This is a genomic window from Stenotrophomonas sp. 59 (assembly GCF_030291095.1).
GTDB classification, from domain to species: Bacteria; Pseudomonadota; Gammaproteobacteria; order Xanthomonadales; family Xanthomonadaceae; genus Stenotrophomonas; species Stenotrophomonas maltophilia_Q.
The window spans coordinates 1,820,840-1,847,443 of record NZ_CP127408.1; the positions used below are offsets into that span (position 1 = coordinate 1,820,840).

The 26,604-nt window shown below is 67.0% G+C and carries 22 protein-coding genes; 13 read left to right on the forward strand and 9 right to left on the reverse strand.

Translation table 11 applies throughout. The features are described 5' to 3' along the window. Positions 1-13 precede the first annotated feature (13 nt). Positions 14-607, reverse strand: coding sequence for a TIGR00730 family Rossman fold protein (locus QP552_RS08485; RefSeq protein ID WP_049428514.1), 594 nt, complete (start codon positions 605-607; stop codon positions 14-16). A gap of 243 nt (positions 608-850) precedes the next feature. Next, positions 851-2,347 carry an aminotransferase class III-fold pyridoxal phosphate-dependent enzyme gene (locus QP552_RS08490; RefSeq protein ID WP_049428517.1) on the reverse strand — a complete coding sequence of 499 codons (1,497 nt, stop codon included), beginning with the start codon at positions 2,345-2,347 and terminating at the stop codon, positions 851-853. A 210-nt stretch (positions 2,348-2,557) separates the two neighbouring features. Here QP552_RS08490 and queA point away from each other — a divergent pair, with 210 nt between their 5' ends. From queA to fabV, 6 genes are all read left to right on the forward strand, one after another. After that, the gene (gene queA / locus QP552_RS08495) at positions 2,558-3,625 is read left to right on the forward strand and encodes a tRNA preQ1(34) S-adenosylmethionine ribosyltransferase-isomerase QueA (protein ID WP_111111630.1); all 1,068 of its coding nucleotides are present in this window, start codon (positions 2,558-2,560) and stop codon (positions 3,623-3,625) included. A 245-nt stretch (positions 3,626-3,870) separates the two neighbouring features. Then, on the forward strand, positions 3,871-5,001 hold the full coding sequence (tgt, locus tag QP552_RS08500) for a tRNA guanosine(34) transglycosylase Tgt (protein ID WP_111111629.1): 1,131 nt from the start codon (positions 3,871-3,873) through the stop codon (positions 4,999-5,001). A 133-nt stretch (positions 5,002-5,134) separates the two neighbouring features. Continuing rightward, entirely contained in the window at positions 5,135-5,479 is a 345-nt protein-coding gene (gene yajC / locus QP552_RS08505) for a preprotein translocase subunit YajC (protein ID WP_006434333.1), read from the forward strand. A gap of 61 nt (positions 5,480-5,540) precedes the next feature. After that, positions 5,541-7,397, forward strand: coding sequence for a protein translocase subunit SecD (secD, locus tag QP552_RS08510; protein ID WP_181358245.1), 1,857 nt, complete (start codon positions 5,541-5,543; stop codon positions 7,395-7,397). Positions 7,398-7,413: 16 nt separating this feature from the next. Further along, positions 7,414-8,394, forward strand: a complete 981-nt coding sequence (gene secF / locus QP552_RS08515) for a protein translocase subunit SecF (protein WP_033834415.1) — start codon at positions 7,414-7,416, stop codon at positions 8,392-8,394. A 674-nt stretch (positions 8,395-9,068) separates the two neighbouring features. Then, a complete protein-coding gene (gene fabV / locus QP552_RS08520) occupies positions 9,069-10,328 on the forward strand; it encodes an enoyl-ACP reductase FabV (protein WP_286075562.1) in 1,260 nt (419 codons plus the stop codon). 194 nt (positions 10,329-10,522) lie between these two features. Here the strand turns inward: fabV and QP552_RS08525 are convergent, their stop codons facing one another. From QP552_RS08525 to QP552_RS08535, 3 genes are all read right to left on the reverse strand, one after another. Then, positions 10,523-12,592 (reverse strand): EAL domain-containing protein, encoded by a 2,070-nt coding sequence (locus QP552_RS08525; protein WP_286075563.1) that lies wholly within the window; start codon positions 12,590-12,592, stop codon positions 10,523-10,525. A gap of 91 nt (positions 12,593-12,683) precedes the next feature. After that, a complete protein-coding gene (locus QP552_RS08530; RefSeq protein ID WP_286075564.1) occupies positions 12,684-13,868 on the reverse strand; it encodes an NAD(P)/FAD-dependent oxidoreductase in 1,185 nt (394 codons plus the stop codon). Beyond that, positions 13,865-14,413: a YaeQ family protein gene (locus tag QP552_RS08535; protein WP_106551293.1), complete on the reverse strand. Its 549-nt coding sequence runs from the start codon at positions 14,411-14,413 to the stop codon at positions 13,865-13,867. The genes QP552_RS08530 and QP552_RS08535 overlap by 4 nt, the downstream gene beginning before the upstream one ends. 123 nt (positions 14,414-14,536) lie before the next feature. Here QP552_RS08535 and QP552_RS08540 point away from each other — a divergent pair, with 123 nt between their 5' ends. Further along, positions 14,537-15,430, forward strand: a complete 894-nt coding sequence (locus QP552_RS08540; RefSeq protein ID WP_286075566.1) for a pseudouridine synthase — start codon at positions 14,537-14,539, stop codon at positions 15,428-15,430. 6 nt (positions 15,431-15,436) lie between these two features. Here QP552_RS08540 and QP552_RS08545 read toward each other — a convergent pair whose 3' ends face one another. Beyond that, the gene (locus tag QP552_RS08545; protein ID WP_286075568.1) at positions 15,437-15,925 is read right to left on the reverse strand and encodes a YaiI/YqxD family protein; all 489 of its coding nucleotides are present in this window, start codon (positions 15,923-15,925) and stop codon (positions 15,437-15,439) included. Between the two features lie 301 nt (positions 15,926-16,226). Between QP552_RS08545 and QP552_RS08550 the strand changes: the two genes are divergently transcribed. The 4 genes from QP552_RS08550 (at position 16,227) to QP552_RS08565 (ending at position 20,041) form a co-directional block, all read left to right on the forward strand. Continuing rightward, entirely contained in the window at positions 16,227-16,436 is a 210-nt protein-coding gene (locus QP552_RS08550; protein WP_004153307.1) for a cold-shock protein, read from the forward strand. Between the two features lie 184 nt (positions 16,437-16,620). Continuing rightward, positions 16,621-17,310, forward strand: a complete 690-nt coding sequence (locus tag QP552_RS08555) for a glutathione S-transferase (RefSeq protein WP_111111597.1) — start codon at positions 16,621-16,623, stop codon at positions 17,308-17,310. Between the two features lie 32 nt (positions 17,311-17,342). Continuing rightward, the gene (locus tag QP552_RS08560) at positions 17,343-18,908 is read left to right on the forward strand and encodes a protein adenylyltransferase SelO (protein WP_286075570.1); all 1,566 of its coding nucleotides are present in this window, start codon (positions 17,343-17,345) and stop codon (positions 18,906-18,908) included. 596 nt (positions 18,909-19,504) lie between these two features. Then, complete coding sequence (locus tag QP552_RS08565) at positions 19,505-20,041, forward strand: adenine phosphoribosyltransferase (protein ID WP_049457836.1); 537 nt, start codon at positions 19,505-19,507, stop codon at positions 20,039-20,041. 78 nt (positions 20,042-20,119) lie between these two features. On the opposite strand, the gene dbpA is transcribed toward QP552_RS08565, so the two are convergent. Both dbpA and QP552_RS08575 read right to left on the reverse strand, forming a co-directional pair. Beyond that, positions 20,120-21,496 (reverse strand): ATP-dependent RNA helicase DbpA, encoded by a 1,377-nt coding sequence (gene dbpA, locus QP552_RS08570; RefSeq protein ID WP_286075573.1) that lies wholly within the window; start codon positions 21,494-21,496, stop codon positions 20,120-20,122. Positions 21,497-21,597: 101 nt separating this feature from the next. Next, complete coding sequence (locus QP552_RS08575; RefSeq protein ID WP_286075575.1) at positions 21,598-22,677, reverse strand: YeiH family protein; 1,080 nt, start codon at positions 22,675-22,677, stop codon at positions 21,598-21,600. A gap of 102 nt (positions 22,678-22,779) precedes the next feature. On the opposite strand from QP552_RS08575, the gene QP552_RS08580 reads away from it, so the two are divergent. Together QP552_RS08580 and QP552_RS08585 are read left to right on the forward strand one after the other, a co-directional pair. Further along, on the forward strand, positions 22,780-23,655 hold the full coding sequence (locus QP552_RS08580) for a LysR family transcriptional regulator (protein WP_286075576.1): 876 nt from the start codon (positions 22,780-22,782) through the stop codon (positions 23,653-23,655). A 288-nt stretch (positions 23,656-23,943) separates the two neighbouring features. After that, entirely contained in the window at positions 23,944-25,827 is a 1,884-nt protein-coding gene (locus QP552_RS08585) for an ATP-binding cassette domain-containing protein (protein WP_286075578.1), read from the forward strand. Between the two features lie 314 nt (positions 25,828-26,141). On the opposite strand, the gene QP552_RS08590 is transcribed toward QP552_RS08585, so the two are convergent. Then, positions 26,142-26,603 (reverse strand): cytochrome c, encoded by a 462-nt coding sequence (locus QP552_RS08590; RefSeq protein ID WP_019661289.1) that lies wholly within the window; start codon positions 26,601-26,603, stop codon positions 26,142-26,144. Between the last annotated feature and the right edge of the window lies 1 nt (position 26,604).

Consider the following 26,604-nt stretch of genomic DNA (forward strand, 5'->3'; position numbering starts at 1 on the left):
GCGTGCAGCTTCGTCATCGCAGGGCGGCGCGGCGCTTCTCGTCGATCCACTTCGAGGCCTGCGCCGGCTGGTAGTTCTTCATCCACTCCAGCATCTCTTCGATGTCCGAGCCGTACCACAGGTCCTGGCGCTGGTCCGGGTGCAGGAAGCGCTCTTCCACCATGCGGTCGATCATGCCGATCAACGGGGCGTAGAAACCTTCCACGTCGAGGAACGCGCATGGCTTGTTGCCGATGCCCAGCTGGCGCCAGGTCAGCATCTCGAAAATCTCTTCCATGGTGCCGAAGCCGCCCGGCAGGGTGACGAAGCCGTCGGCGAGATCGAACATGCGCGACTTGCGCTCATGCATCGAACCGACGATTTCCAGTTCGGTCAGGCCACGGTGGGCCACTTCCCAATCGGCCAGCTGGCGCGGGATCACGCCGGTCACCTCGCCGCCGGCGGCGAGCACGGCATTGGCCACGGTTCCCATCAGGCCGACATTGCCGCCGCCATACACCAGGCGCAGGCCATCGCGGGCGATGCGGTCACCCAGGGCAATGGCACGTTCGGTGTAGGCCGGCTTGCTGCCAGCGTTGGAACCACAGTACACACAGATCGATTTCATGGATCTTCCTGTCTCTTGGCCGGAAACGAAAACGCCCCGTCGCCGACCGGAAGGCGGTCAGGGACGGGGTGTGCGTAGAGTATGAGGCCTTGAGAAGCCTTCTGTAGAGCCGAGCCGCGCTCGGCTGCTCTTCGTTCAGATCGCCACATGCCCTTGTAGAGCCGAGCCATGCTCGGCTGCTCTTCGTTCAGATCGCGGCAAGGTCCCAGCCGAGCATGGCTCGGCTCTACAAGAAGCAGGGGCTTACGCCGCCGCGGCCTGCTCGCGGCGCGGGCCTTCACGCAGGGCGCGGCCGACCATGCCCACCAGCAGGTCCAGCTCCTCGCTGTCCATGCCGAAGTGCGGGGTGAAACGCAGCGAGTTCTCGCCACCGTGGATCACGTTGATGCCGTGCTGGCGCAGCCATTCCTCGGTGGAGTTGGCGCCGTAGCACTTGAACTGCGGAGCCAGCTCGCAGGAGAACAGCAGGCCGGTGCCCTGCACCTTGGTGATCAGGCCACCCAGCTCGCCCTTGAGCTGCTCCAGCTTGCGCACGGCCTCGGCACCGCGCTCGGCGATGTTGGCACGCACCTGCGGGGTCAGCTGGGCCAGGGTGGCGCAGGCCACGTCCAGCGCACGCGGGTTGCTGGTCATGGTGTTGCCGTAGATGCCCTTGCGGTACAGCTGCGCGGCATGCTCGGTCACCGCCAGCACCGACAGTGGGTACTGCGCCGCGTTGAGCGCCTTGGAGTAGGTTTCCATGTCCGGCGGGTCCAGGCCTTCGAAGCCCGGGTAGTCGACGACCGAGAGCACGCCATGCGCGCGCAGGCCGGCCTGGATCGAGTCCAGCAGCAACAGGCTGCCATGGGCACGGGTCAGCTCGCGGGCCACGGCATAGAACGACGGCGGCACCGAGCGGCCGGGGTCGCCTTCGCCCATCACCGGCTCCAGGAACACCGCTTCGATGAACCACTGGTTGCGTGCGGCATCCTCGAACACCTTGCGCAGGCCGGCCTCGTCATAAGGCGCCACGGTGATCACCGAATCCTCGCCACGGTAGCTGGCCAGGTGCTGCATGTAGCTCTTGCGGCTGGAATCGGAGTACAGCGCCGGGCGGTCGGTGCGGCCATGGAAGCTGCCCTTGACCACCACGCGCTTGATGGCGGCGCCGGCGTGGCGCGCGCCCGGATCGGTCTGCAGCTTGGCGTTGACGTCGGCGATGCGAGCGGCCAGGCCGACCGCTTCGGAGCCGGAATTCAGGCACATGAAACGGGTGAACGGGCAGCCGCCACGGCGGTGGCCGATCTCGGCGCGCAGGGCGGTGATGAAGCGCTGCTGCGACAGGCTGGGGGTCATGATGTTGGCCATCACCTGCGGGCGGGCCATCGCCTCCAGCACGGCGTCCGGGGTATGCCCGAAGCCGAGCATGCCGTAGCCGCCGGCGTCATACAGCACGGCGCCCTTCAGGGTGACCACCCAAGGACCGCGCGCGGCCAGCGCCACGTACGGCGTCACCGCGTCATCGGCGTAGAAATTGACGAAGCCGTCCTGCATCGCGTCGATCTGCGCCTGTTCGTCCTGCGCCAGCAGCGGCCCCAGGTCGGCCTGCACGCGCGCGAATTCCTCGGCGGCGGCGTCCACCGCGGCGATCAGCTGCGGGTGGTGGGCGGACAGGGCGGTCAGGGTGGCGTCGTCCAGGCCGGTGGTGAGGCGGGTGCCGGGCTGGCTGCGCAGGGGGGCGAGGCGTTCGATGAAGCTCATTGCAGATCTCCTGAAACAATGGGTCGCACGGGTCTTCAAAAGCAAAACGCGCGTCATCACGCGCGCTTGGGGCAGGCTCGTGCAGCGGACTTCCGGCTCGATGCTAGCACTTGTTTTTTTGCGCGATAACCCCGCATAAACCTGCTGCATAGCAGCATTTTGCGCGACGTTCGCCGCGAAGCGCGCCGGCTCGCAGACGCTGGACGTACAATGCGCGCCATTGTCGACCTGTTGCCGCCTACCGCCTTGAAGAAGTCCGATTTCCATTACGACCTGCCGGCTGAACTGATCGCGCAGGCTCCCTTGGCCGAACGTTCCGCCAGCCGCCTGATGCTGGTGCCACCCGCACCGGCCGCCTTCACCGACCTGCAGGTGCGTGACCTGCCGTCGCTGCTGCAGCCGGGCGACCTGCTGGTGTTCAACGACACCCGGGTGATCCCGGCGCGCCTGTTCGGGCAGAAGGCCAGCGGTGGCCGCGTGGAGATCCTGATCGAGCGCCTGCTCGGCGGCCAGCAGGCCCGTGCGCAGGTCGGCGCGAGCAAGTCGCCGAAGGCAGGCAGTCGCATCGCCCTGGACGCCGGTGGCGAAGCCGAGGTGCTGGGCCGTGATGGCGAGTTCTACGTGCTGCAGTTCCATGTACCCGAGTCGCTGGAGCAGTGGCTGCTGCATGCCGGCCGCCTGCCACTGCCGCCCTACATCCAGCGCGAACCGGGCGTGGACGACCGCGAGCGCTACCAGACCGTGTTCGCGCGCGAAGTGGGTGCGGTGGCGGCACCGACCGCCGGCCTGCACTTCGACGAACCGCTGCTGGCCGCGCTGAAGGACAAGGGCGTGGAGTTCGGCCACGTCACCCTGCACGTGGGCGCGGGCACCTTCCAGCCGGTGCGCGCCGATGACCTGAAGGACCACGTGATGCACCGTGAGTGGCTGAACGTCGGCGCCGAACTGGTGCAGCAGGTGCGGCGCACGCGCGCCGCCGGCGGCCGGGTGATCGGCGTCGGCACCACCGTGGTTCGCGCGCTGGAAAGCGCGATGCGCGATGGTGAGCTGCTGCCGTTCGCTGGCGAAACGCAGATCTTCATCACCCCCGGCTACCGCATCCGCAGCGTCGACGCGATGGTGACCAACTTCCACCTGCCGGAAAGCACGCTGCTGATGATGATCTCCGCGTTTGCCGGCAAGGAGCGCGTGTTCGAGGCCTACCAGCACGCGATCGAGCAGCGCTACCGCTTCTTCAGCTACGGCGACGCGATGCTGCTGTTCCCGCAGGCGGGGTAGGGGGCTGACCTCTGCTTGCCTCTGGTGGGTGCGCACCTTGGTGCGCACGTGCCGGTGCTTGCAGGCCAGGAAAGCCACGCATGGCGTGGCTCTACTACCCAGGTAGATCCACGCCATGCGTGGATGAAACCGGTAGCCCCGGCCATCCCGGGCAAACCGCTCCGCCGGGCATGGCCCGGCGCTACCGGAGCAGGAAGGGCGGTTTTGGGAGACAATGGGCGACTATTTGCCTGAACGACCGCTCCATGTCCCGACTGCAGTTCCAGCTCAAGACCCGCGACGGCCGTGCCCGCCGTGGCCGCCTGACCTTCCCGCGTGGCACGGTGGAAACGCCGGCTTTCATGCCGGTGGGTACCTATGGCTCGGTCAAGGGCATCCTGCCGGACCAGGTGCGCGCGCTGGGCGCCGAGATCATCCTCGGCAACACCTTCCACCTGTACCTGCGCCCGGGCCTGGACATCATCGCCGACCACGGCGGCCTGCATGGCTTCTGCCGCTGGGATGGCCCCATCCTGACCGACTCCGGCGGCTTCCAGGTGTTCTCGCTGGCCCACCGCCGCAAGATCACCGAACAGGGCGTGACCTTCGCCTCGCCGACCGACGGCGCCCGCGTGTTCCTGGGCCCGGAAGAGAGCATGAAGATCCAGAAAGTGCTCGACTCGGACGTGGTCATGATCTTCGACGAGTGCACCCCGTACCCGGCTACAGAGGATGTTGCCCGCCGCTCGATGGAACTGAGCCTGCGCTGGGCCCAGCGCAGCCGCAACGCGCATGACGAGCTCGGTAACGACGCGGCCCTGTTCGGCATCGTCCAGGGCGGCGTGCACACCGACCTGCGCAGCCGCTCGGCCGAGGCCCTGCAGGCGATCGGCTTCGACGGTTACGCCATCGGCGGCCTGGCTGTGGGCGAGCCCGAGCACGAGCGCAATGCCATGCTCGACCACCTGGACCCGGAGCTGCCCAGCGACCGTCCGCGCTACCTGATGGGTGTGGGCCGGCCGGAGGACCTGGTCGAGGGTGTCGCACGTGGCGTGGACATGTTCGATTGCGTGATGCCGACCCGCAATGCGCGCAACGGCCACTATTTCACTTCGTTCGGCACCGTCCGCATCCGAAATTCGCAGTACGCGCGGGACATGGACCCGATCGAGCCGGGCTGCGGCTGCGTGGCCTGCACCGGCGGCTACACCCGCTCCTACCTGCGCCACCTGGACCGCTGCAACGAGATGCTGGCGCCGATGCTGGGCACCCTGCACAACCTGTTCTATTACGAAAAGCTGATGGCCGACATCCGCGCGGCGATCGAGGCGGGAACCTTCCTGGCCTTCCGTGAGTCTTTCTACGCGGCACGCGGGGCGGTCGCGCCGCCCCTGTAACCCGGACGCCCCCTGCCAAACGGCCCAAGGACGAACGCCCGGGGCCGTGGCATACTTCAAGGCTGACCCAGATCCGCGGTCGCGACCGTGGCACCTGATGGTGCCGGGGCGCCGCCCAACCAAAGGACCAACGATGAACCTGCTTGCTTTCCTGATTCCCGCCGCCCACGCCCAGGCCGCCGGCGGCCAACCGCAGGGCATGGGCCTGACCACCCTGCTGTTCCCGATCATCCTGATCGCCATCATGTACTTCCTGATGATCCGCCCGCAGATGAAGCGGCAGAAGGAGCACAAGGCCATGCTGGAGAAGATCAAGCGCGGCGACGAAGTGCTGACCAACGGCGGTATCGCCGGCATCGTCACCGACATCGGCGACAACTTCATCACCATCGAAGTGGCTGACAACGTGCGCATCCGCGTGCAGAAGGGCGCTGTCGGCAACGTGCTGCCGGCCGGTACCCTGAAGTCGGCCCAGTAAGCCACTCCCTTTCCGATGCACAACCGCGGCGCCGGGGATGGCGCCGCGCGGGACCCAAGCAATGCTCGAATTTCCACGCTGGAAGTACGTCGTCATCCTGATCGTACTGGCGCTCAGCGCGCTGTACGCGCTGCCCAACATCTACCAGAAGGACCCGGCCGTCCAGATCACCGCCAACCGTGGCGGACAGGTCGACGACGCGCTGCGCGACCGTGTCCTGGCCGACCTGAAGAAGGCCGGTGTGGACACCCTCGGTGCCGAGAAGGAAGGGGAGAGCCTGATCGTCCGCCTGCCGGACCTGAAGGCGCAGTCCGCCGCCAGCGACGCCCTGCGTGACACCGTCGGCGAGAAGTACACCGTGGCCCTGAACCTGGCCTCGACCGTGCCGGACTGGCTGGCCAACCTCGGCGGTCGCCCGATGGTGCTGGGCCTGGACCTGCAGGGCGGTGTGCACTTCGTGCTGCAGGTCGACCAGAAGGCCGCCCTGGACAAGCGCCTGGACGCCTACACCGAAGACGTGCGCAGCACCCTGCGTGACGCGCGCATCGCGTACCAGTCGGTGGAGCGCCGCGCGGACAACAGCATCGTGGCCAACCTGAGCCCGTCCGCCGGTGATGACGCCGCGCAGCGCGCCCGTACGGCCCTGGTCAAGGCGCAGCCGACGCTCGGCTACGACGTCAGCGGCAACCGCATCACGGTCACCGTGCCGGAGACCGAGATCGCGCAGATCGCCAATGGCGCCATCGAGCAGAACATCAACACCCTGCGCAACCGCGTGAACCAGCTCGGCGTGGCCGAGCCGATCATCCAGCGCCAGGGTGCCGACCGCGTGGTCGTGCAGCTGCCCGGCGTGCAGGACACCGCCGAAGCCAAGCGCATGATCGGTGCCACCGCCACCCTGGAATACCGTGCGGTGGTCGAAGGCAACGCGCAGGACGCGATCAACTCCGGCCGCATCCCGCCGGAAGCGAAGGTCTATCAGCGCCGTGACGGCGGCGGTCCGATCCTGCTGAACAAGCGCGTGATCGTCACCGGCGACCAGATGGTCGGCGCGCAGGCGGTGACCGACTCCAACAGCGGTGCACCGGCGGTCAGCGTGACGCTGAACAACGTCGGCGGCCAGCGCATGTTCGATTTCACCAGCGCCAACGTGAACAAGCCGATGGCGGTGGTGTACACCGAGCGCGTGCCGACCGTGACCATGGTTGACGGCCAGGAAGTGCGTGGCTTCAAGGTCAACGAGGAAGTGATCTCGGTGGCCAACATCAACGGCGTGTTCGGCAAGAACTTCCAGACCACCGGCCTGCAGAAGAAGGAAGCCGACGACCTGGCCAAGCTGCTGAAGTCCGGCTCGCTGGCCGCACCGATGGACTTCGTCGAAGAGCGCGTGGTCGGCCCGAGCCTGGGCGCCGAGAACGTCAAGAACGGCATGCGCGCGGTGGTGTTCGCGTTCCTGTTCACCCTGGTGTTCTTCAGCGTGTACTACCGCATGTTCGGTGTGATCACCTCGGCAGCGATGCTGTTCAACCTGCTGATCGTAGTGGCGGTGATGTCGCTGTTTGGTGCCACCATGACCCTGCCGGGCTTCGCCGGCCTGGCGTTGTCGGTGGGCCTGTCGGTGGACGCCAACGTGCTGATCAACGAGCGTATCCGCGAAGAGCTGCGTGCCGGCGTGCCGGGCAAGACCGCGATCGTGACCGGCTACGAGCGTGCCTCGGGCACCATCCTCGACGCCAACCTGACCGGCCTGATCGTCGGTGTGGCGCTGTTCGCATTCGGTACCGGTCCGCTGAAGGGCTTCGCGCTGACCATGATCATCGGTATTTTCGCCTCCATGTTCACCGCGATCACCGTGTCGCGTGCGCTGGCGACGCTGATCTACGGCCGTCGCAAGAAGCTCCAGAACGTGGCCATCTGACGGGACGACACGCACAATGAAACTGTTTCCGCTGCACATCCTCCCGAACGACACCAAGATCGACTTCATGCGCTGGCGCCATGTCGCCATGGCAGTCACCATCGTGGTGTTCCTGGCCTCGATTGCCATCATCGGCATCAAGGGCTTCAACTACGCGCTGGACTTCACCGGCGGCACCCTGATCGAAGCCCGCTTCGACAAAGCGGTGGACGTCGAGCAGGTCCGCAACAAGCTCGAGCAGAATGGCTTCGAAGGCGCCCAGGTACAGAGCGTCGGTGGCAACACCGACCTGCTGATCCGCCTGGCGCCGCACGGTGAGCATGCGCCGGGTACCGGGGACGCCGCCGCCGAGGACAAGGCCACTGCTGCTGCAGTGGTGAAGGCGCTGTCGTCGGCCGACAACCAGGCCACCGTGCTGCGCAACGAGTTCGTGGGTCCGCAGATCGGCAAGGACCTGGCGATGAATGGCCTGTACGCCACCATCTTCATGCTGGCCGGCTTCCTGATCTACATCGCGGTGCGCTTCGAATGGAAGTTCGCGGTCACTGCCAGCATCGTGGCGATGTTCGACCTGATCGTGACGGTGGCTTACGTGTCCCTGCTGGGCCGTGAGTTCGACCTGACCGTGCTGGCCGGCCTGCTGTCGGTGATGGGCTTTGCGATCAACGACATCATCGTGGTCTTCGACCGCGTCCGCGAGAACTTCCGCAGCCTGCGCGTGGACTCGATGGAGGTGCTGAACCGTTCGATCAACCAGACGCTGTCGCGTACGGTGATCACCGCGGTGATGTTCTTCCTGTCGGCACTGGCGCTGTACATGTACGGCGGCAGCTCGATGGAAGGCCTGGCCGAGACGCACATGATCGGTGCGGTGATCGTGGTGCTGTCCTCGATCCTGGTGGCGGTGCCGATGCTGACGATTGGCTTCCTGCGCGTGAGCAAGCAGGATCTGCTGCCGAAGGCGAAGGACGTCGAGGCCCTGGCCCGTCGCCCGTAATCACCTGCTGCCCGCAGCACACAGAGAACCCCGCGCAAGCGGGGTTTTTTGTTGGCAGGGCTTGCAGCCCTGCACCTGCTCAATGCGACTTCAACTTCAAAAGCCGGAGCAGCATTCCGTGGGATGGCGGGGCACTGTGGGTTTGCGGGGACGCCGTAAACCCATCCATGGGGGCTTGGTCGCCGCATCCATGCGGCTCACACCCCGCAAACCCACAGTGCCCCGCCTTCGACAGGTTCATGCGGCTGTTGGTAGGTGTCGACCTTGGTCGACACATCTGTCAGATATCGAATGAATTCAATCGTGTCGACCAAGGTCGACACCCACCAGAGCAGAATGCGGTTCCGACAGATCGCGGAAAACTGTCGAAGGCGGGGTGGGTCCGGTTGCGGGGGTGTCCGCGGCATGGATGCCGCGGCCAAGCCCCCAAGGATGGGTTTACGGCGTCCCCCGCAACCGGATCCACCCCGCCAACTCGCAGGAACCGAGCTTCTGCCGTTGACGTTGCCTCTGCGGGTGCAGGGTGCAACCCTGCAAAACAAACACCACCCTACGCCAGCGTCGGTTGTGCATTCGGCCCCCGCGCACTACGATCCTGCGGTTCGCGCGCGCAGGCGCGCGCCCGTATTCCTGCTGAGCGCCCCGTGCGCCGCATCTGCCAACCCGAGGTATCCATGGTCATCAAACCGCGCGTCCGCGGCTTCATCTGCGTCACCACCCACCCGACCGGCTGCGAAGCCGCGGTAAAACAGCAGATCGACTACATCCGCGCGCGTCCGCCCATCCAGAACGGCCCCAAGCGCGTGCTGGTCATCGGTGCCTCCACCGGCTACGGCCTGGCCGCACGCATCACCGCTGCCTTTGGCAGCGGCGCCGCGACCCTGGGCATCTTCTTCGAGCGACCGGGCACCGAATCCAAGCCGGGCACCGCCGGCTGGTACAACTCGGCCGCGTTCCACAAGTACGCCGACGAAGCCGGCCTGTACGCCAAGAGCATCAACGGCGACGCCTTCTCCGATGAAGTGAAGGCCAGGACCATCGAGATGATCAAGGCCGATCTGGGCCAGGTCGACCAGGTCGTCTACAGCCTGGCCGCGCCGCGCCGCAAGCACCCGAAGACCGGTGAAATCATCAGCTCCACGCTGAAGCCGATCGGTGAGCCGATTACCCTGCGCGGCCTGGATACCGACAAGGAAGTGCTGACCGAGACCCACCTGCAGCCGGCCACACCGGAAGAAATCGCCGGCACCGTTGCGGTGATGGGCGGTGAGGACTGGCAGATGTGGATCGATGCGCTGGCCGATGCCGGCGTGCTGGCCAACGGCTGCACCACCACCGCCTTCACCTATGTGGGCGAAGAAATCACCCAGGCGATCTACTGGAACGGTTCCATCGGTGCCGCCAAGAAGGATCTCGACAACAAGGTGCTGGGCCTGCGCGAAAAACTGGCGAAAATCGGCGGCGACGCGCGCGTGTCGGTGCTGAAGGCCGTGGTCACCCAGGCCAGCTCGGCCATTCCGACCATGCCGCTGTACCTGTCGCTGCTGTTCAAGGTGATGAAGGAAAAGGGCACCCACGAAGGCTGCATCGAGCAGCTCGACGTGCTGTACGACATCCTATACGGCGGCAAGGCCGACGGCGTGGCGATCGATCGCCTGCGCCACGACCTGGTCGATGGCGAGGGCCACACCGTTGCGCTGGTCGATGAGGAAGGCCGCCTGCGTGCCGACTACAAGGAAATGGCGGCGGACGTGCAGGGCAAGGTGGTCGCGCTGTGGCCGCAGGTGACCAACGAGAACCTGTACGAGATCAGCGACCTGGCCGGCTACAAGGCTGACTTCCTGCGCTTGTTCGGCTTTGGCGTGGAGGGTGTCGACTACGAGGCCGACGTCAACCCGGACCTGAAGATCGACAACCTGGTCGACATGACCTGATCAATGAAAAGGCCGGCGAAAGCCGGCCTTTTTGTTTGTGTAGAGCCGAGCCATGCTCGGCAGCTCTTCGCTTGAGTCCCGCAGCCGAGCCCGGAACCATCCCCCCGGAACGGAGAGCTCCGCGCGCATTGCGATGCGAGGTTTGCAATGGCACCGCCGGTTAAACGCGGCGCGGCTCGGCTCTACAGAGGGCATCACCCGAACTCGAACCCCATCTCCGGCAGCGCCGGGCCGACGAAGTCGCCCTGCACGTAGTCCACGCCGGCACTGAACAGCAGGGTCATCGAATTGGCATCGCTGACGAACTCGGCGATGGTGCGGATGCCGGCTTCCTGCGCGCGTGCGGTGATCTGGCTGATGCGGTCGATGTTCTCGCGGGTGGCCGCCAGGTCGCTGGTGAAACCGCGGTCCAGCTTGAGGAACTGCGGCTGGAAGTGGGCCAGCAGCTGGAACGAGTCCAACCCCGAACCAAACTGTTCCAGGCCGATGCGGCAGCCCAGCGGCGCTACTTCGGCAAGGAACTGCTGCGCACTGCGCAGGTGGGTGAATACCTTCGCTTCCGGCGCATGCAGCCACAGCCGTTCACCGGGCACACCCTGCGCCTGCAGTTCGCGCCGCAGGGTGGCGATCATCTGCGGGTCGTCGAACGACTCCGGCGTCACTTTCACCAGCATCTGGGTGGCATGGCCCTCGCGGGCGCGCTGGCCGAGCACTGTGATCGCCTGCGAAACGACCCAGCGGTTGATATCGGCCAGCAGGCCGTACTCCTCGGCAATGCCCAGGAACGCGGTCGGGCTCAGCAGTTCGCCATTGTGCTCCAGGCGCAGGTAGGCCTCGTACAGCTCCAGCGGCTCGCCCTGCAGGTTCAGCACCGGCTGGTAGTGCAGCTGGAAGCCGTCGCCGGCCAGTGCTTCACGGATACGGGTGACCCAGCGCAGCACGCGCTCTTCCTCGACGCGGTCGGCCGCGGCCGGGTCGAAGATGCGGCAGGTATTGCCCAGTTCGGCGGCGGCATGCGTGCACTCGCTGGCGCGTGCGAGCACCTGGCCGATGCTGGCGATCTTCTCGCCCACCTGTACGCCACCGATGCTGACCGTCACCGTGGCCGAGCGCGCACCGATGCTGAACACATGCGCTGCATACGCTTCGCGGATGCGCTCGGCCAGTGCCACGGTCTGTGCGTAGGGCCCGGCCTGCAGCACGGCGAAATTGTGTTCGCCGAAGCGGGCCAGCTGGGCCTCCTGGCCGACCACCTCGGCCAGCAGGGCGGCCAGGGCGCCGATCAGGGTGTCGGCCGATGCCAGGCCGATGTCCGGCAACAGGCGCGCGTAGTGGTCCGGCTCGATCAGCAGCAGGCCGAACTGGCCTTCGCTGCGGCCGGCCTGGGCCACCGCGCTTTCCAGCTGCAGCATGAAGGTTGGGCGGTTGAGCAGGCCCGTGACCTGGTCGCGCTGGCGCAGGTCCTCCACTTCGCGGGCCAGCTCCGGATCGAATTCCATGCGGCGGCGAAGCACCACCTGCAGGCAGGATTCGCCTTCATAGGTGGCAGCGGTGAATTCCATGGTTGCCGCGAACGTACTGCCATCCTCATGGCGGGCATCGAGCTGGTACTGCGGTGGCGGGGCCTCGCCGCGGCTGAGGCCCTTCAGCAGCTGCTTGAAGCCTTCCACGTGCTGGGCCGCGACCATGTCCAGCAGCGAGATGCCTTCGATGTCGTCGAACTGCTCGTAGCCGAACATTTCAAGGTAGGCATCGTTGGCACGGATGTGCATGCCTTCGTGCACGTAGGCGATGGGATCGCGCGAAGAGGCGATCAGCGCATCGCAGCGGCGCTCGGTCTCACGCATCTGCGCCTCGATGCGGCGCAGGCCGCGACGGGCCTGCAGGTCCACCCATTGGTCGCGGACCACGGCCAACAGATGTTCGGAGCGCTGGCGCAGGGCGAGGGCACGGATGCCGTGGCTGCTGGCCTGCACCAGCTCGTCCTCGTCGATGCGCTCGGCCAGCAGCACCAGCGGGATGTCCTTGCCGCTGGCGGCGATGTGTTGAGCCACCGCCGGCAGAGGAATGCCCTGCGAGGGCGACGCCAGCACCAGGTCGATGGCCTGGCTGGACAGTACCTGGGCCAGCTCGGCCGCATCCTGCGGCCGCCAGGGCCGCACCGCGATGCCGCTGTTGCGCAGGGTGCTGACAATGGCTTCGGCGTTTTCGCCGCTGTCATCGACGATCAGCAGGCGGATGGTGATGTCGTTCGCGTTCTGCATGCACTGCTCCCCAATCTGCGAATCTAGATACACGATGCGCGGCGAACCGTCCATGCGCGCACCCCTTGCGCGCATCGAACGGCGATCTGGTTCACACCACGCCACCGGCCGCGTGGCCGCTGGCCCAGGCCCACTGGAAGTTGTAGCCACCCAGCCAGCCGGTCACGTCCAGCACCTCGCCAACGAAATGCAGGCCGGGCACGCGCTTGGATTCCATCGTGGAGGACGAGACCTCGGCGGTATCCACGCCGCCCAGGGTGACTTCGGCAGTGCGGTAACCCTCGGTGCCGCTGGCCACCAGCGGGAACGCGCCCAGCAGCTGCGCGGCCTGGCGCAGCACCGGCTCGTCCAGCTGGCGCACGGGCCGGTCGGGCAGCCAGTGCTCGCACAGGCGCTGCGCCAGTCGCTTGGGCAGCACCTCACCCAGTACCGTGCGCAGCTCGGCGGCCGGGCGCTCGCGCTTCATCTGGCGCAGCCACTCGCCGGCATCCTGGCCGGGCAGCAGGTCCAGCTCCAGCGCATCGCCGGGTTGCCAGAACGAGGAGATCTGCAGGATCGCCGGGCCGCTCACGCCGCGATGGGTCAGCAGCATGAAGTTCTGGAAGCGCTTGCCGTTGCAACGTGCCTCGATCGGCAGGGCGACACCACTCAGATCGGCCAGCCGCTCCTGGTGCTTGCCGCTGAGCGTCAGTGGCACCAGGCCTGCGCGGGTTGGCAGCACCTGGTGGCCGAACTGGCGCGCGATCTCGTAGCCGAAGCCGGTCGCACCCATGCTCGGAATCGACAGGCCGCCAGTGGCCACCACCAGCGAGGCGCAATGGAACAGGCCATGCGTGGTGTGCAGGCGGAAGCCATCGCTGCCGTGCTCGATGCGCTGCACGGCACAGTCGGTGCGGATCTGCGCGCCCGCGGCCTGGCATTCGTCCACCAGCATCTTCACGATCTGCTTGGACGAGACGTCGCAGAACAGCTGGCCCAGCTCTTTTTCGTGATAGGCGATGCCGTGCTTGCTGACCAGCTCGATGAAGTGCCAGGGCGTGTAGCGCGCCAGCGCCGACTTGCAGAAGTGCGGGTTGGCCGACAGGAAGTTGGCCGGGGTGGTGCCGGTGTTGGTGAAGTTGCAGCGGCCACCGCCGGACATCAGGATCTTCTTGCCGACCTTGTTGGCATGGTCGATCACCTGCACCTGGCGGCCGCGCTGGCCAGCCGTGATCGCGGTCATCAGCCCGGCCGCGCCGGCGCCGATGACCACCACGTCGCAGCGGATCGTGCTCATGCCTTGGCGCGCTTGCGCCAGTTCGGGATCACGTCGAGCTGCATCTGATCGTTGAGCAGCTGCACTTCACCGTCCTGGATCAGCACGCTCCAGCGCATCGCGCGCTGGACCTGCTGGCCCCAGCGTTCGACGAATTCACCGTCCAGATCAACCACCGACAGGTTGTCGAAGCGCGCCAGGCCCTTGCCCTGCTTGCCCCACCAGATGTCCGAGGCGTTGCCGCCGTAATTGATCACCTGCACCTGGCGGCTGCGGTTGCTGGCCTTGCGGATGCGGGATTCGTCGGGATGACCCAGGTCGATCCACTGCAGGATGTCGCCGGTGTAGTCGTGTTCCCACAGGTCCGGCTCATCGTCGGTGCTCAGGCCACGGCCGAACTCCAAGCGGTCTCCCGCATTGAGCGCGAAGGCGAGCAGGCGCACCATCAATCGTTCGTCGGTCTCGGACGGGTGCTGGGCCAGGGTCAGGTTATGGGTCGCGTAGTAACCGCGATCCATGTCGCTGATCTGCAGTTCGGCCTTGCGGATGGTGGCGGTAAGAGCCATGGGGGATCCGTGGACTAAAGACGACAATGATAGAGGTTTGCTCCTGGGGTGTCCGTTGCGGGGCTGTCTGCGGGACGTCAACGTGGCACGCTTGCACGCTTTCCCGCCGCAGGAATGGATCCGATGACCCTGCCCAGCCGTCTGCAGCTGCCACCCGGCCACTGGCCCAGCCTGCTCGAAGGCCTGTGCGCACGTTTCCCGCGCATCGACCGTGCGCAGTGGCAGGATCGATTCGCGCGTGGCCGCGTGCAGGACGTGCAGGGCAGGGCGCTGCCGCCGGACATGCCCTGGCAGGCGGGGCTGGAGATCCAGTACTTCCGCGAGGTGGCCGACGAACCGGTGATTCCCTTCGCCGAGACCATCCTGCACCTGGATGAGCACCTGCTGGTGGCCGACAAGCCGCACTTCCTGCCGGTGACGCCGGCCGGCAGCTACGTGCGCGAAACCCTGCTGGCGCGCCTGATCGCACGCACGGGCAATACCGGGCTGGTACCGCTGCATCGGCTGGACAGGCTGACCGCTGGCCTGGTGCTGTTCTCGACGCAGGCGGCTACGCGCGATGCCTACCAGCGGTTGTTCCGCGAGCGCCGCATTGAAAAGACCTATGAGGCGCTGGCACCGGCGCTGCCCGGACTGGCGCTGCCCGGACTGGCGTTCCCGCTGCGGCGGCACAGCCGGCTCGCGCCGGGCGAGCCGTTCTTCCGCATGGCCGAAGTGCCGGGCGAGCCCAATGCGCGCAGCCTGATCGAGCCGATCGAGGCCGAGGGGCCGATCTGGCGCTACCGGTTGAAGCCGGAAACCGGCCGCAAGCACCAGTTGCGCGTACACATGGCCGCGCTGGGCGCGCCGATCGAGGGCGATGACCTTTACCCGCAGCTGCAGTCGCGGCCGGAGGGCAGCGCCGAGCCACCGCTGCAGCTGCTGGCACAGGCGCTGGCCTTCGATGACCCACTCACCGGGGAGCCGCGGCGGTTCAGCAGCCAGCGGCACCTGCGCCGAATGGACCAGGGCGGCTAGCGCGGGTCAGCGGGCCCGGCGCCGCGCCAGCCAGCGGTCCAGCTCGGCTGCGAACAGCTGCCGGTCGCGCGGTCCCAGCGGAGGCGGTCCTCCGGTCTGCACCCCGGCACCGCGCAGCTCCTCCATGAAATTGCGCATCGACAGGCGCTCGGCCATGTTGTTCGGCGTGTACAGCTGGCCGCGCGGGTTCAGCGCCACGGCCTTCTTCTCCAGCACCAGTGCGGCCAGCGGGATGTCCTGGGTGACTACCAGGTCGCCGGCAGCCACCCGTTCGACGATGGCACTGTCGGCCACGTCCAGGCCCTGCGGCACCTGGATCGAGCGCAGCCAGCGCGATGGCGGGGTGCGGATCCACTGGTTGGCGACCAGGGTCAGCTCGATCCCGACCCGTTCAGCGGCCCGGAACAGGATGTCGCGAATGACGGTGGGGCAGGCATCCGCGTCCACCCAGATGCGGGGGAGGGCGGGTTCAGCTTGGGTTTCAGCTTCAGTCATTTACCCAGTGTAGGGTAGGAAAAACCTGAATGGGGACTCGGGTTTAGCCCTGATCGGCTGCCAGCCCTTGCCACGCCTAGCGGGCGGGGCCTGCTCATGAACGTCCGGGCTATCGCTTTTTGCAGAAAACACGCGTATCGTTCGTCCCACTGTGTTTGCTAGGGTCACCGTGAATCGTGGCCTGGTGCAGTTGATCTCACGATCCGCTCATCGATCCGCTTTACCAACGCCTGCAACTCAGTCTCGGCCCCGATACCCGGTGGCTGCGATTTTTTCAACATGTGTTTCAGGAGTTAGTCAAATGTCTGATCGTCAGACCGGCACCGTCAAGTGGTTCAACGACGCCAAGGGCTTCGGCTTCATCACCCCGGAAAGCGGCCCGGACCTGTTTGTGCACTTCCGTGCCATCCAGGGCACCGGCTTCAAGACCCTGCAGGAAGGCCAGAAGGTTACCTTCATCGCCGTCCAGGGTCAGAAGGGTATGCAGGCTGACCAGGTGCAGGCGGTCTAATCCGTCTGCTACCGTTTGGTAGCCAGAACGCCGGAAGCGAAAGCTTCCGGCGTTTTTTGTTGCCCGCTGTTCTGTAGCGTCGAGCCATGCTCGACTGCTCTCAAAGGCAGTCGAGCATGGCTCGACTCTACATGGGGCATGCAGCCATCACGGTACGATGTGGGCTTCCCCAAGGATCGTCCCCATGCGCATCGTCCATCATCTGGAAAACTCCCGTTCCCTGCGCGTGCTGTGGATGCTGGAGGAGCTGGGGCTGGACTACGAGCTGCGCCGCTATCCGCGCGATCCGAAGACGCTGCTGGCACCGCCGGAGCTTCGCAACGTGCATCCGCTGGGCAAGTCGCCGGTACTGCAGGATGGCGAACTGGTGCTGGCCGAGTCCGGTGCCATCCTCGACTACCTCGCGGATCGCTATGACACCCAACGCCAGCTGTCGCCGTCACCGATGCCGGCCGATGGCGCAGAGCGCATCGCTTATCGCTATTGGCTGCACTACGCCGAAGGCTCGGCGATGCCGCCGCTGCTGCTGACCCTGGTGATGGGCCGCATCCGCAACGCGCCGATGCCGTTCTTCGCGCGCCCGATCGCGCGCAGCATCGCCGACAAGGCCGAGCGCGGCTTCGTCGGTCCGCAGCGGCGCCTGCACCTGGACTGGATGGAGCGCCGCCTGGCCGAAAGCCCGTGGTTCGCGGGTGAGCGGTTCAGCGCAGCCGACATCCAGATGAGCTTCCCGATCCAGGCCGCGGCCGCACGGGGTGGTGGCCTCGACGACAAGCCGGCGCTGCGTGGCTTCCTCAAGCGCATCAGCGAGCGGCCGGCCTACCAGCGCGCCGAAGCCCACGGCGGGCATCTGCAGGCGCTCAGCGGCAATTGAGGAGGGCGGCGGTCGCCCCCATCTTCAACGCCATGGATACCGACAGCCCCCGTTTCGACAACCGCCTGCTGCATGCCCTGCCGGGTGATTCAGAATCCGGCCCGCGCCGCCGCGAAGTACTGGGCGCCGCCTGGTCGCCGGTGATGCCGACGCCGGTGGCAGCCCCCACGCTGCTGGCCTGGTCGCCGGACGTTGCCACGATGCTCGGCTTCGACACCACCGAGGTCGAGAGCGAAGGCTTTGCGCGTGTGTTCGGCGGCAACGCGCTGTACGCCGGCATGCAGCCGTGGGCAGCCAATTACGGCGGCCATCAGTTCGGCCAATGGGCCGGGCAGCTCGGCGACGGCCGCGCGATCTCGCTGGGCGAACTGGTCGCACCCGATGGCCGTCATTGGGAGCTGCAGCTGAAGGGGGCGGGCCCCACGCCGTATTCGCGTGGCGCCGATGGTCGCGCAGTGCTGCGCTCATCGATCCGCGAATTCCTGTGCAGCGAAGCGATGCACCACCTGGGCGTGCCGACCACGCGCGCGCTGTCGCTGGTCGGCACCGGCGAAAACGTGGTGCGCGACATGTTCTATGACGGCCACCCGCGTGCCGAGCCCGGCGCGATCGTTTGCCGGGTATCGCCCTCGTTCCTGCGCTTTGGTTCATTCGAGCTGCCAGCGTCACGCGGCGAAACCGCGCTGCTTCAGCAGTTGGTCGACGCCTGCATCGCCCGCGACTTCCCGGAGCTCGAAGGGCAGGGTGAGGCGCTGTACGGCGACTGGTTTGCGCAGATCGCGGTGCGCACCGCCGAGATGATCGCGCACTGGATGCGCGTCGGCTTCGTGCATGGCGTGATGAACACCGACAACCTGTCCGTGCTCGGCCTGACGTTGGACTACGGCCCCTATGGTTGGGTCGAGGACTTCGATCCGGACTGGACGCCGAACACCACCGATGCCCAAGGCCGGCGCTATCGCTTCGGTACACAGCCGCAGGTGGCGTACTGGAACCTGAGCCGATTGGCACAGGCGTTGTCACCGTTGTTTGCCGATGTCGAACCGTTGCAGGCAGGATTGGCCGCGTACCAGTCCACGTTCGTCGCCTGCACCCGTCGCGATGCCGCAGCCAAGCTCGGCCTGGCTGCGGCGGATGATGAAGACCTGCAGCTCTACCTGCGCTGGCAGCAGCTGATGCAGGACGGCGCGATGGACATGACCCTGGCCTGGCGCGCGCTGATGCGCATCGATCCAGCGGCACCGGACGCAACGGTACTGGACGCGGTGTACTACGACGAGGCACGCCAGCAGTCGGTGCAGGCACCGTTGCAGCAGTGGCTGCAGGATTACGCAGCGCGGCTGCGCGTGGATCCGCTGTCGGCCAGCGAGCGCACGGCGAAGATGGCCGCGGCCAATCCGCTGTACGTGCTGCGCAACTGGCTGGCGCAGGAGGCCATCGATCGCGCCGAACAGGGCGACCTCGGCGGTGTTCATGCGTTGCAGGATGTACTGCGTGATCCGTACACCGAGCGTGCCGGGCTCGAGCACTTTGCCGGCAAGCGCCCGGCCTGGGCCGACCACCGCGCCGGCTGCTCGATGCTGTCCTGCAGTTCCTGAGGGTGGGGTTCGGCAGGGCTGCGCCCTGCACCCGCAGAGGCAACAGCCGAAGCCAAAGCGGCTCTGGATTGCTGATGGTCTGGCGGGGCGGTGTGGGGCTGCAGGACACGCCGTAAACCCGTCCCTGGGGGCTCGATGGCGCCATCCATGGCGCCAACGGTCCTGCAGCCCCACACCGCCCCACCTCCGACAGATTCCCGCTGCTGTGGGAAGGTGTCGACCTTGGTCGACACGGTAGATCCACGCCATGCGTGGATGCTCTTCGTTCAATTCTCGAAATATTCGATTTCGATGGAGATTCATCCACGCATGGCGTGGATCTACGACAGACCGCAGGAACCTGTCGAAGGCGGGGTGGGCCCGGTGGCGGGAGTGTCCGCGGCATGGATGCCGCGGCCAAGCCCCCATGGACGGGTTTACGGCGTCTCCCGCCACCGGGCCCACCCCGCCATCCCACAGGAAATCCGCTGTTGCCGTTGCTGTTGCCTTGGCTTGAAGCCTCTGCAGGTGCCGGGCGCAGCCCGGCCGAACACCCCCAACAGGCAGCCGGCGCCCGGAACAGGTACCCTATGCCGCCATCAGATAGCCAACGTGACATGACCGACGCCCTCGTCGCTCCGCAGTGGGCCTCCCGCCTGCGCGACATCGCCGACTTCCCCAAGCCCGGCATCCTCTTCAAGGACATCATGCCGCTGCTCGCCCACGGCGAGGACTTCCGCGGTGCCATCACCGCGATGGCCGACCGCTGGCGTGACCAGAAGCTGGACGCGGTGGTGGGCATCGAATCGCGTGGTTTCATCCTTGGCGCCGCGATGGCGCTGGAGCTGGGCGTGGGCTTCGTGCCGGTGCGCAAGCCGGGCAAGCTGCCTGGCCAGGTGCTGCGCGAGGAATACACGCTGGAATACCGCAGCGACTGCATCGAAGTGCATGCCGATGCGCTGCCGGCCGGCGCGCGCGTGGCGATCATCGATGACGTGTTGGCCACCGGCGGCACGCTGGTCGCTGCCTTGTCGCTGGTGCGCCGCCTGGGCGTTGACGTGGTCGGCGCCGGTGTACTGGTCGAACTCGACGGCCTTGGCGGCCGTGCGCGCTGGGAAGCGGACCTGCCGCTGCACACCGAACTGGTGTTCTGAGTCTGTCGCCGGGCGTGGCCCGGCGCTGCACGCGGCATGCAGGTAGCGCCGGGCCATACCCGGCGACCACCCTGCCGATCACATCATCCGCACGCGGAAGCGACGGCCCTTGATCTTGCCGGCTTCCAGCTTGGCCACGGCCTTGTTGGCCTGCTCACGCGCGATCGCCACGTAGGAACGGGTCGGGAAGATCGCGATCTTGCCGATGAACTTGCTCGACAGGCCGGCGTCGCCGGTCAGCGCACCGAGAATGTCGCCCGGGCGCAGCTTGTCGGTCTTGCCACCGTCGATGCGCAGCGTGCGCATCGCGGCCTGCGGCAGCTCGGCCGGGCGAGCGGTCGCCAGCGGCGTCTTCTGCCAATCCAGCGGTTGCCCCATCTGCGCTTCGATGGCTTCGGCGCGGGTCTTTTCGCGGCCGGCCACCAGGCTGATCGCCAGGCCACTGGCACCGGCACGGCCGGTACGGCCCACGCGGTGCTGGTAGCTCTCCACGTCGGTCGGCAACTCGTAGTTGATCACCGCGGCCAGTTCTTCCACGTCCAGGCCACGTGCGGCCACGTCGCTGGCGACCAGTACGTTGCAGCTGCGATTGGCCAGCAACAGCAAGACTTCCTCGCGGTCGCGCTGCTCCATGTCGCCGTGCAGGGCGAGTGCGGAGAAGCCGAACTGCTGCAGCGAGTTCGCCACTTCGTCCACGTCCTTGCGGGTGTTGCAGAACACCACCGCCGATTCCGGCGTGTACTTCAGCAGCAGGCCGGCCAGCGCCTTCTGGCGGTGCGCCGGTTCCACCTCGCAGAACATGTGGCGGATGGCCGGGGCCTGGTCGGCACCTTCCACGGTCACTTCCACCGCGTCGCGCAGCAGGTCACGCGCCATGGCGCGGATGCTGTCGGGGAAGGTGGCGGAGAACAGCAGGCTCTGGCGGTCCTTGTGGGTGCGGCCGGCGATCTCGCGGATCGGCTCCTCGAAGCCCATGTCGAGCATGCGGTCGGCTTCGTCCAGCACCAGCGTGCGCACCGCGCCCAGGTTCAGCGCGCGCTTGCGCGCCAGCTCCTGCACGCGGCCGGGAGTACCGACCACCACGTGCGGATCGTGGCCCTCCAGCGAGGCCAGCTGCGGGCCCAGCGGCACGCCGCCCACCAGCAGCAACAGCTTCAGGTTGGGAATGCCGGTGGCCAGCTTGCGGATCTGCTTGCCGACCTGGTCGGCCAGTTCGCGGGTCGGGCACAGCACCAGCGCCTGCACGCGGATCAGGCTGGGGTCGATGGCCTGCAGCAGGCCCAGGCCGAACGCGGCGGTCTTGCCGCTACCGGTCGGCGCCTGTGCGATCACATCGCGGCCATCGAGGATGGCCGGCAGGCTCTGCGCCTGCACGGGGGTGAGAGTGGTGTAGCCGAGGGCATCCAGGCCGGGCTGCAGGGCCGGGCTCAGCGGCAGGGTCGAGAAGTCAGTCATGGCGCATTGTACCTGCCTGCGCGGCCGGTCCTGCTCCGGGGCCTTCATCCACGCATGGCGTGGATCTACGGGTGGGTGCCGACCGTTGGTCGGCACTGCCCTCAGCCCATCAACGCCAACACGCCCTGATGAATCGCCAGGCCACCGAACAGCAGCCAGGCGAACAGGATCAGCGCCAGCAGCAGTGGCTTCAGGCCCGCCTGGCGCAGCGCCGAGACGTGGGTGGTCAGGCCCAGCGCGGCCATCGCCATCGCCAGCAGTACAGTGTCCAGCTGCACCAGCCCCGCCTGCAGGCCGGCCGGCAGCAGATGCAGCGAACTGAAACCGGCCACCGCCACGAAACCGAACGCGAACCACGGCACCACGATGCGCGCCTTGTTGCCGTTGGCGCTGGCCTTGCCGCCACGCGCCAGCCACAGCGACAACGCGATCAGGAACGGCGCCAGCAGCATCACCCGCACCATCTTGGTGATCACCGCGGTATCGGCGGCGGCTTCGTTCACCGCACGGCCGGCGGCCACCACCTGCGCCACTTCGTGCACCGTCGCACCGGTGAACTGGCCGTACTGCCGCGCGTCCATCGCCAGCCAGCCGTGCGATTGCACCAGCGCGTACAACGCCGGATACAGGAACATCGCCAGCGTGCCGAACACCACCACCGTAGAGACCGCCACCGTGACCTGCGCCGCACGGCCGCGCACCACCGGTTCGGCGGCCATCACGGCCGCTGCGCCGCAGATTGCACTGCCGGCGCCGATCAGCATCGCAGCCTCGCGTTCCATCTTGAACACGCGTACGCCCAGCCAGCAGGCCAGGCCGAAGGTGCTGGCAACCACCAGCACGTCCATCAGCACGCCGCTGACACCGACATGGCCGATGTCCTGGAAGGTCAGGCGCAGGCCGTACAGCACGATGCCGGCGCGCAGCAGCCAGTGCTTGGAGAAACCAACACCGGCCGCGCTGCTCGGTGCCAGCCGCGGATAGAAGGTGTTGCCGACCACGATGCCGGCCACGATGGCCACGGTCAGTGCGCTCAGGCCATGCGCCTGCAGCCAGGGCAGCTCGGCCAGGTACAGCGACGCCGCCGCGACCAGGCCGACCAGCAGCAGGCCGGGCAGGCGCGGCTGCCAGCGCTGGCGCAGGGCGGGCAGGGACCAGGGGGAGAGGGCGGGGGCGTTCATGGCAGGGGCAGGGCTGGAGTGATGGGGCAAGCGTGCGCCTCAGACGATGACCTGTAAAACGAATAATATGGGTGAAACCTACCCATCTAAAAGGTAAGTGCCATGCGCCTGACCTTGCGCCAGCTGCAGGTCTTCGTCGCCATCGCCGATCACGGCAGCACCACCGCTGCGGGCCAGGCCATCGCGCTTTCGCAGTCGGCCAGCAGCGCCGCCCTGCAGGAGCTGGAGGCACACTTCGGTACCCCGCTGTTCGACCGCATCGGCCGCCGCCTGGCGCTGAACGGGCACGGCCGCGCGCTGCTGGAGCCTGCCCGCACGCTGCTGGTCAACGCCGCCGACCTGGAGCGGCAGCTGGCCGCGGGAGGCGACCCGGCGCAGGGTGCACCGCTGCGGCTGGTGCTGGCGGCCAGTACCACCATCGGCAACTACCTGCTGCCACAGCGCATCGCCGAGCTGCTGCGCCAGGCGCCGCAGGCCGAGGTTGATCTGCGCATCGACAACAGTGCCGGCGTTGTCGCCGCCGTGCAGCGCCTGGACGTCGACGCCGGCCTGATCGAAGGCCCCTGCCACGAGCGCGGCCTGCAGGTGACCGCCTGGCAGCAGGACCCGCTGGTGATCGTGGCCGCCGCCGACGCCCCCGCTCGCTGGTCGCTGGATGAACTGCGCCGAGCACGCTGGCTGCTGCGCGAGCCCGGCTCGGGCACCCGCGAGGCGGTGGAGCAGGCGTTGTTGCCGCATCTGCGTGGCTTTGCCCAGACCCTGCAGCTGGGCAATACCGAAGCGATCAAGCAGGCCGCGATCGCCGGCCTCGGCCTGGCCTGCCTGTCGCGCCATGCCTTGGAAGAACCCTTGGCCCTCGGCCGCCTGCGCGTGCTCGAGACCTCGCTGCCCGACCTGCAGCGTACCCTGTGGCTGGTACGGCATCCCGGCAAGCAGTGGCTGCCGGGGCTGCAGGCGTTGTTGGGGCAGGTGGGGTAATTCATCAGATTCCCATGTGTCGACCAAGGTCGACACCCACCAGAGCAGAATGCCGTCACGGCAGATCGCAGGAAATTGTCGAAGGCGGGGTGGGTCCGGTTGCGGGGGCGTGAGCCGCATGGATGCGGCGACCGAGCTTACATGGACGTACTTGCAGCGTCCCCCGCAACCGGACCCATCCCGCCATCCCACAGGAAACCAGCTTTTGACGTTGCTTTGGCTGCGGCCGTTGCCTCTGCGGGTGCCGGGTGCAACCCGGCCGACGCCCCCAACCCGTACAATATGCGGATGCCTCTGATTACTCTGCAGAACGTCGACTTCAGCGTCGGCGGCCCGTTGTTGCTGGAAAAGGCCGAACTGTCGATCGAGCCGGGCGAACGCATCGCCCTGATCGGCCGCAACGGCGCCGGCAAATCCACCCTGCTCAAGCTGCTGTCCGGCGACCACAAGCCCGATGACGGCGAAGTCCGCGTGCAGCAGGGCGTGCGCGTCACCCGCCTGGAGCAGGAGGTGCCGCACGGCGCCGCCGGCTCGGTGTTCGACGTCGTCGCCGATGGCCTCGGCGAACTGGGCCAGTGGCTGGCCGAATTCCACCACCTCAGCCACGCCGAGGTGTTCGATGGCGAAGCCCTCGGCAACGTGCAGGCCAAGATCGATGCCGCCAACGGCTGGGGCCTGGACCAGCGCGTCAGCGAAACCCTGACCAAGCTCGACCTCGACGGCGAGGCCGAGTTCGGCCGCCTGTCCGGCGGCATGAAGCGCCGCGTGCTGCTCGCCCGTGCACTGGTCTCCAGCCCGGACGTGCTGCTGCTGGACGAACCGACCAACCATCTGGACATCGAAGCCATCGATTGGCTCGAAGCATTCCTGAAAGGCTGGAGCGGCAGCGTGGTGTTCGTCACCCATGACCGCCGCTTCCTGCGCGCACTGGCCACCCGCATCGTCGAGATCGACCGCGGCCAGGTCACCAGCTGGCCGGGCGACTGGGCCAACTACGAGCGCCGCCGCGAGGAACGCCTCAACGCGCAGGCGCAGGAAAACGCGCGCTTTGACAAGCTGCTGGCGCAGGAAGAAGTGTGGATCCGCCAGGGCATCAAGGCGCGGCGTACCCGTGATGAAGGCCGCGTGCGCCGCCTGAAGGCGATGCGTACCGAGCGTTCGCAGCGCCGCGATCTCAGTGGCAACGTCAAGATGGAAGCCGCGCAGGGCGTCAGCTCCGGCAAGAAGGTCATCGACGTCAAGGACATTTCGTTCGCCTTCGGCGAGCGCACCATGGTCCGCGACTTCACCACCACCATCCTGCGTGGCGACCGCATCGGCCTGATCGGCCCCAACGGCAGCGGCAAGACCACGCTGCTGAAGCTGCTGCTGGGCGAGCTGCAGCCGGCCAAGGGCGAGGTCAACGCCGGCACCAACCTGCAGATCGCCTACTTCGACCAGTACCGTGCGGTGCTGCGCGAGGACTGGAGCGCGATCGAGAACGTGGCCGAAGGCCGCGATTTCCTCGAGTTCAACGGCAAGCGCAAGCACGTGCATGCCTACCTGCAGGACTTCATGTTCACCCCGGAACGCGCGCGCGCGCCGATCACCCGCCTGTCCGGCGGCGAGCGCAACCGCCTGCTGCTGGCCAAGCTGTTCGCGCAGCCGTCCAATCTGCTGGTGATGGACGAACCGACCAACGACCTCGACGTGGAAACCCTGGAGCTGCTGGAAGAGCTGCTGGGCGAGTACACCGGCACGCTGCTGCTGGTCAGCCACGATCGTGACTTCATCGACAACGTGGTGACCTCCACGCTGGTGATGGAAGGCGATGGCGTGATCGGCGAGTACGTGGGTGGTTACAGCGACTGGCAGCGTTATGCGGCCAGCATCGCGGCGCCTGCCGCGGCCCCTGCGGCCAAGCCGGCGGTCGCCGCACCGGCCACCCCGACTGCCGCAGCTCCGGCCGCACCCAAGCGCAAGCTGGCCTACAAGGAAGCACGCGAACTGGAGCAGCTGCCGAAGACCATCGAAAAGCTGGAAGGCGATGTCGAAGGGCTGACATCGGCGATGAACGACCCGTCGTTCTACACCCGCAGCAGCGCCGAAGTGACCGCGCACACCCAGCAGCTGGCCAAGGTGCAGGCCGAGCTGGACGCCGCGTACGCGCGCTGGGAAGAACTGGAAAGCTGAGCGCCGGTCGGCGCCAGCGGCGAGGCTATTGATGTAGAGCCGAGCCCATGCACGGCTCATCGCGATCTGGCCCGAGTGCAGCCGAGCGTAGGCTCGGCTCTACCGAGGCATGCCAGCAGGCGATGTAGAGCCGAGCCCATGCTCGACTGGTAGATCCACGCCATGCGTGGATAGCGCGATCAGTGCGGACCAACGGCCCGCACCTACCGACGCCGATGCCTGTTAGATCCACGCCATGCGTGGAAGTCTGCATCTGTGCGGACCAAGGTCCGCACCCGCCAAAGCGGATTCCGCACCCACCGGGGGGCCAGCGGTTATTTGACCCCGTGCAGGTCCCGCAGCTGGCTCGGCCGGCTGCCAAAATACGCCGCCAGATCGGCGATGTCCTGATCGCTCAGGTCCTTCGCCTGCGGCGTCATCAGCATGTGCTGGCGGTCACCGGCGCGGTAGGCCTGCAGCGCGTGCGCCAGGTAGTCGCCGTACTGCCCACCCAGCTTGGGGTAGGTCGGGTCGATCGGCGCATTGCCGTCGGCCCCGTGGCAGTCGATGCAGCTCTGGTTGGTGGCCTTGCCCTTCACCTTGGCGCGGGCTTCGCCGGCGGCCTCGCGGCCTGCAGGCAGGCCAGCCGAAGAGGAAGAGCCATGTTCGCCGCTGGCATGGCCCGGGTCGGCGGCGGATTTCTCGCTGTTTTCCACCTGCGACTGCGAACAGGCGGCCAGCAGCAGGGCAACGGACAGAGCGATGGCATGACGCATCGGATGCGCGGCTTTCGACATG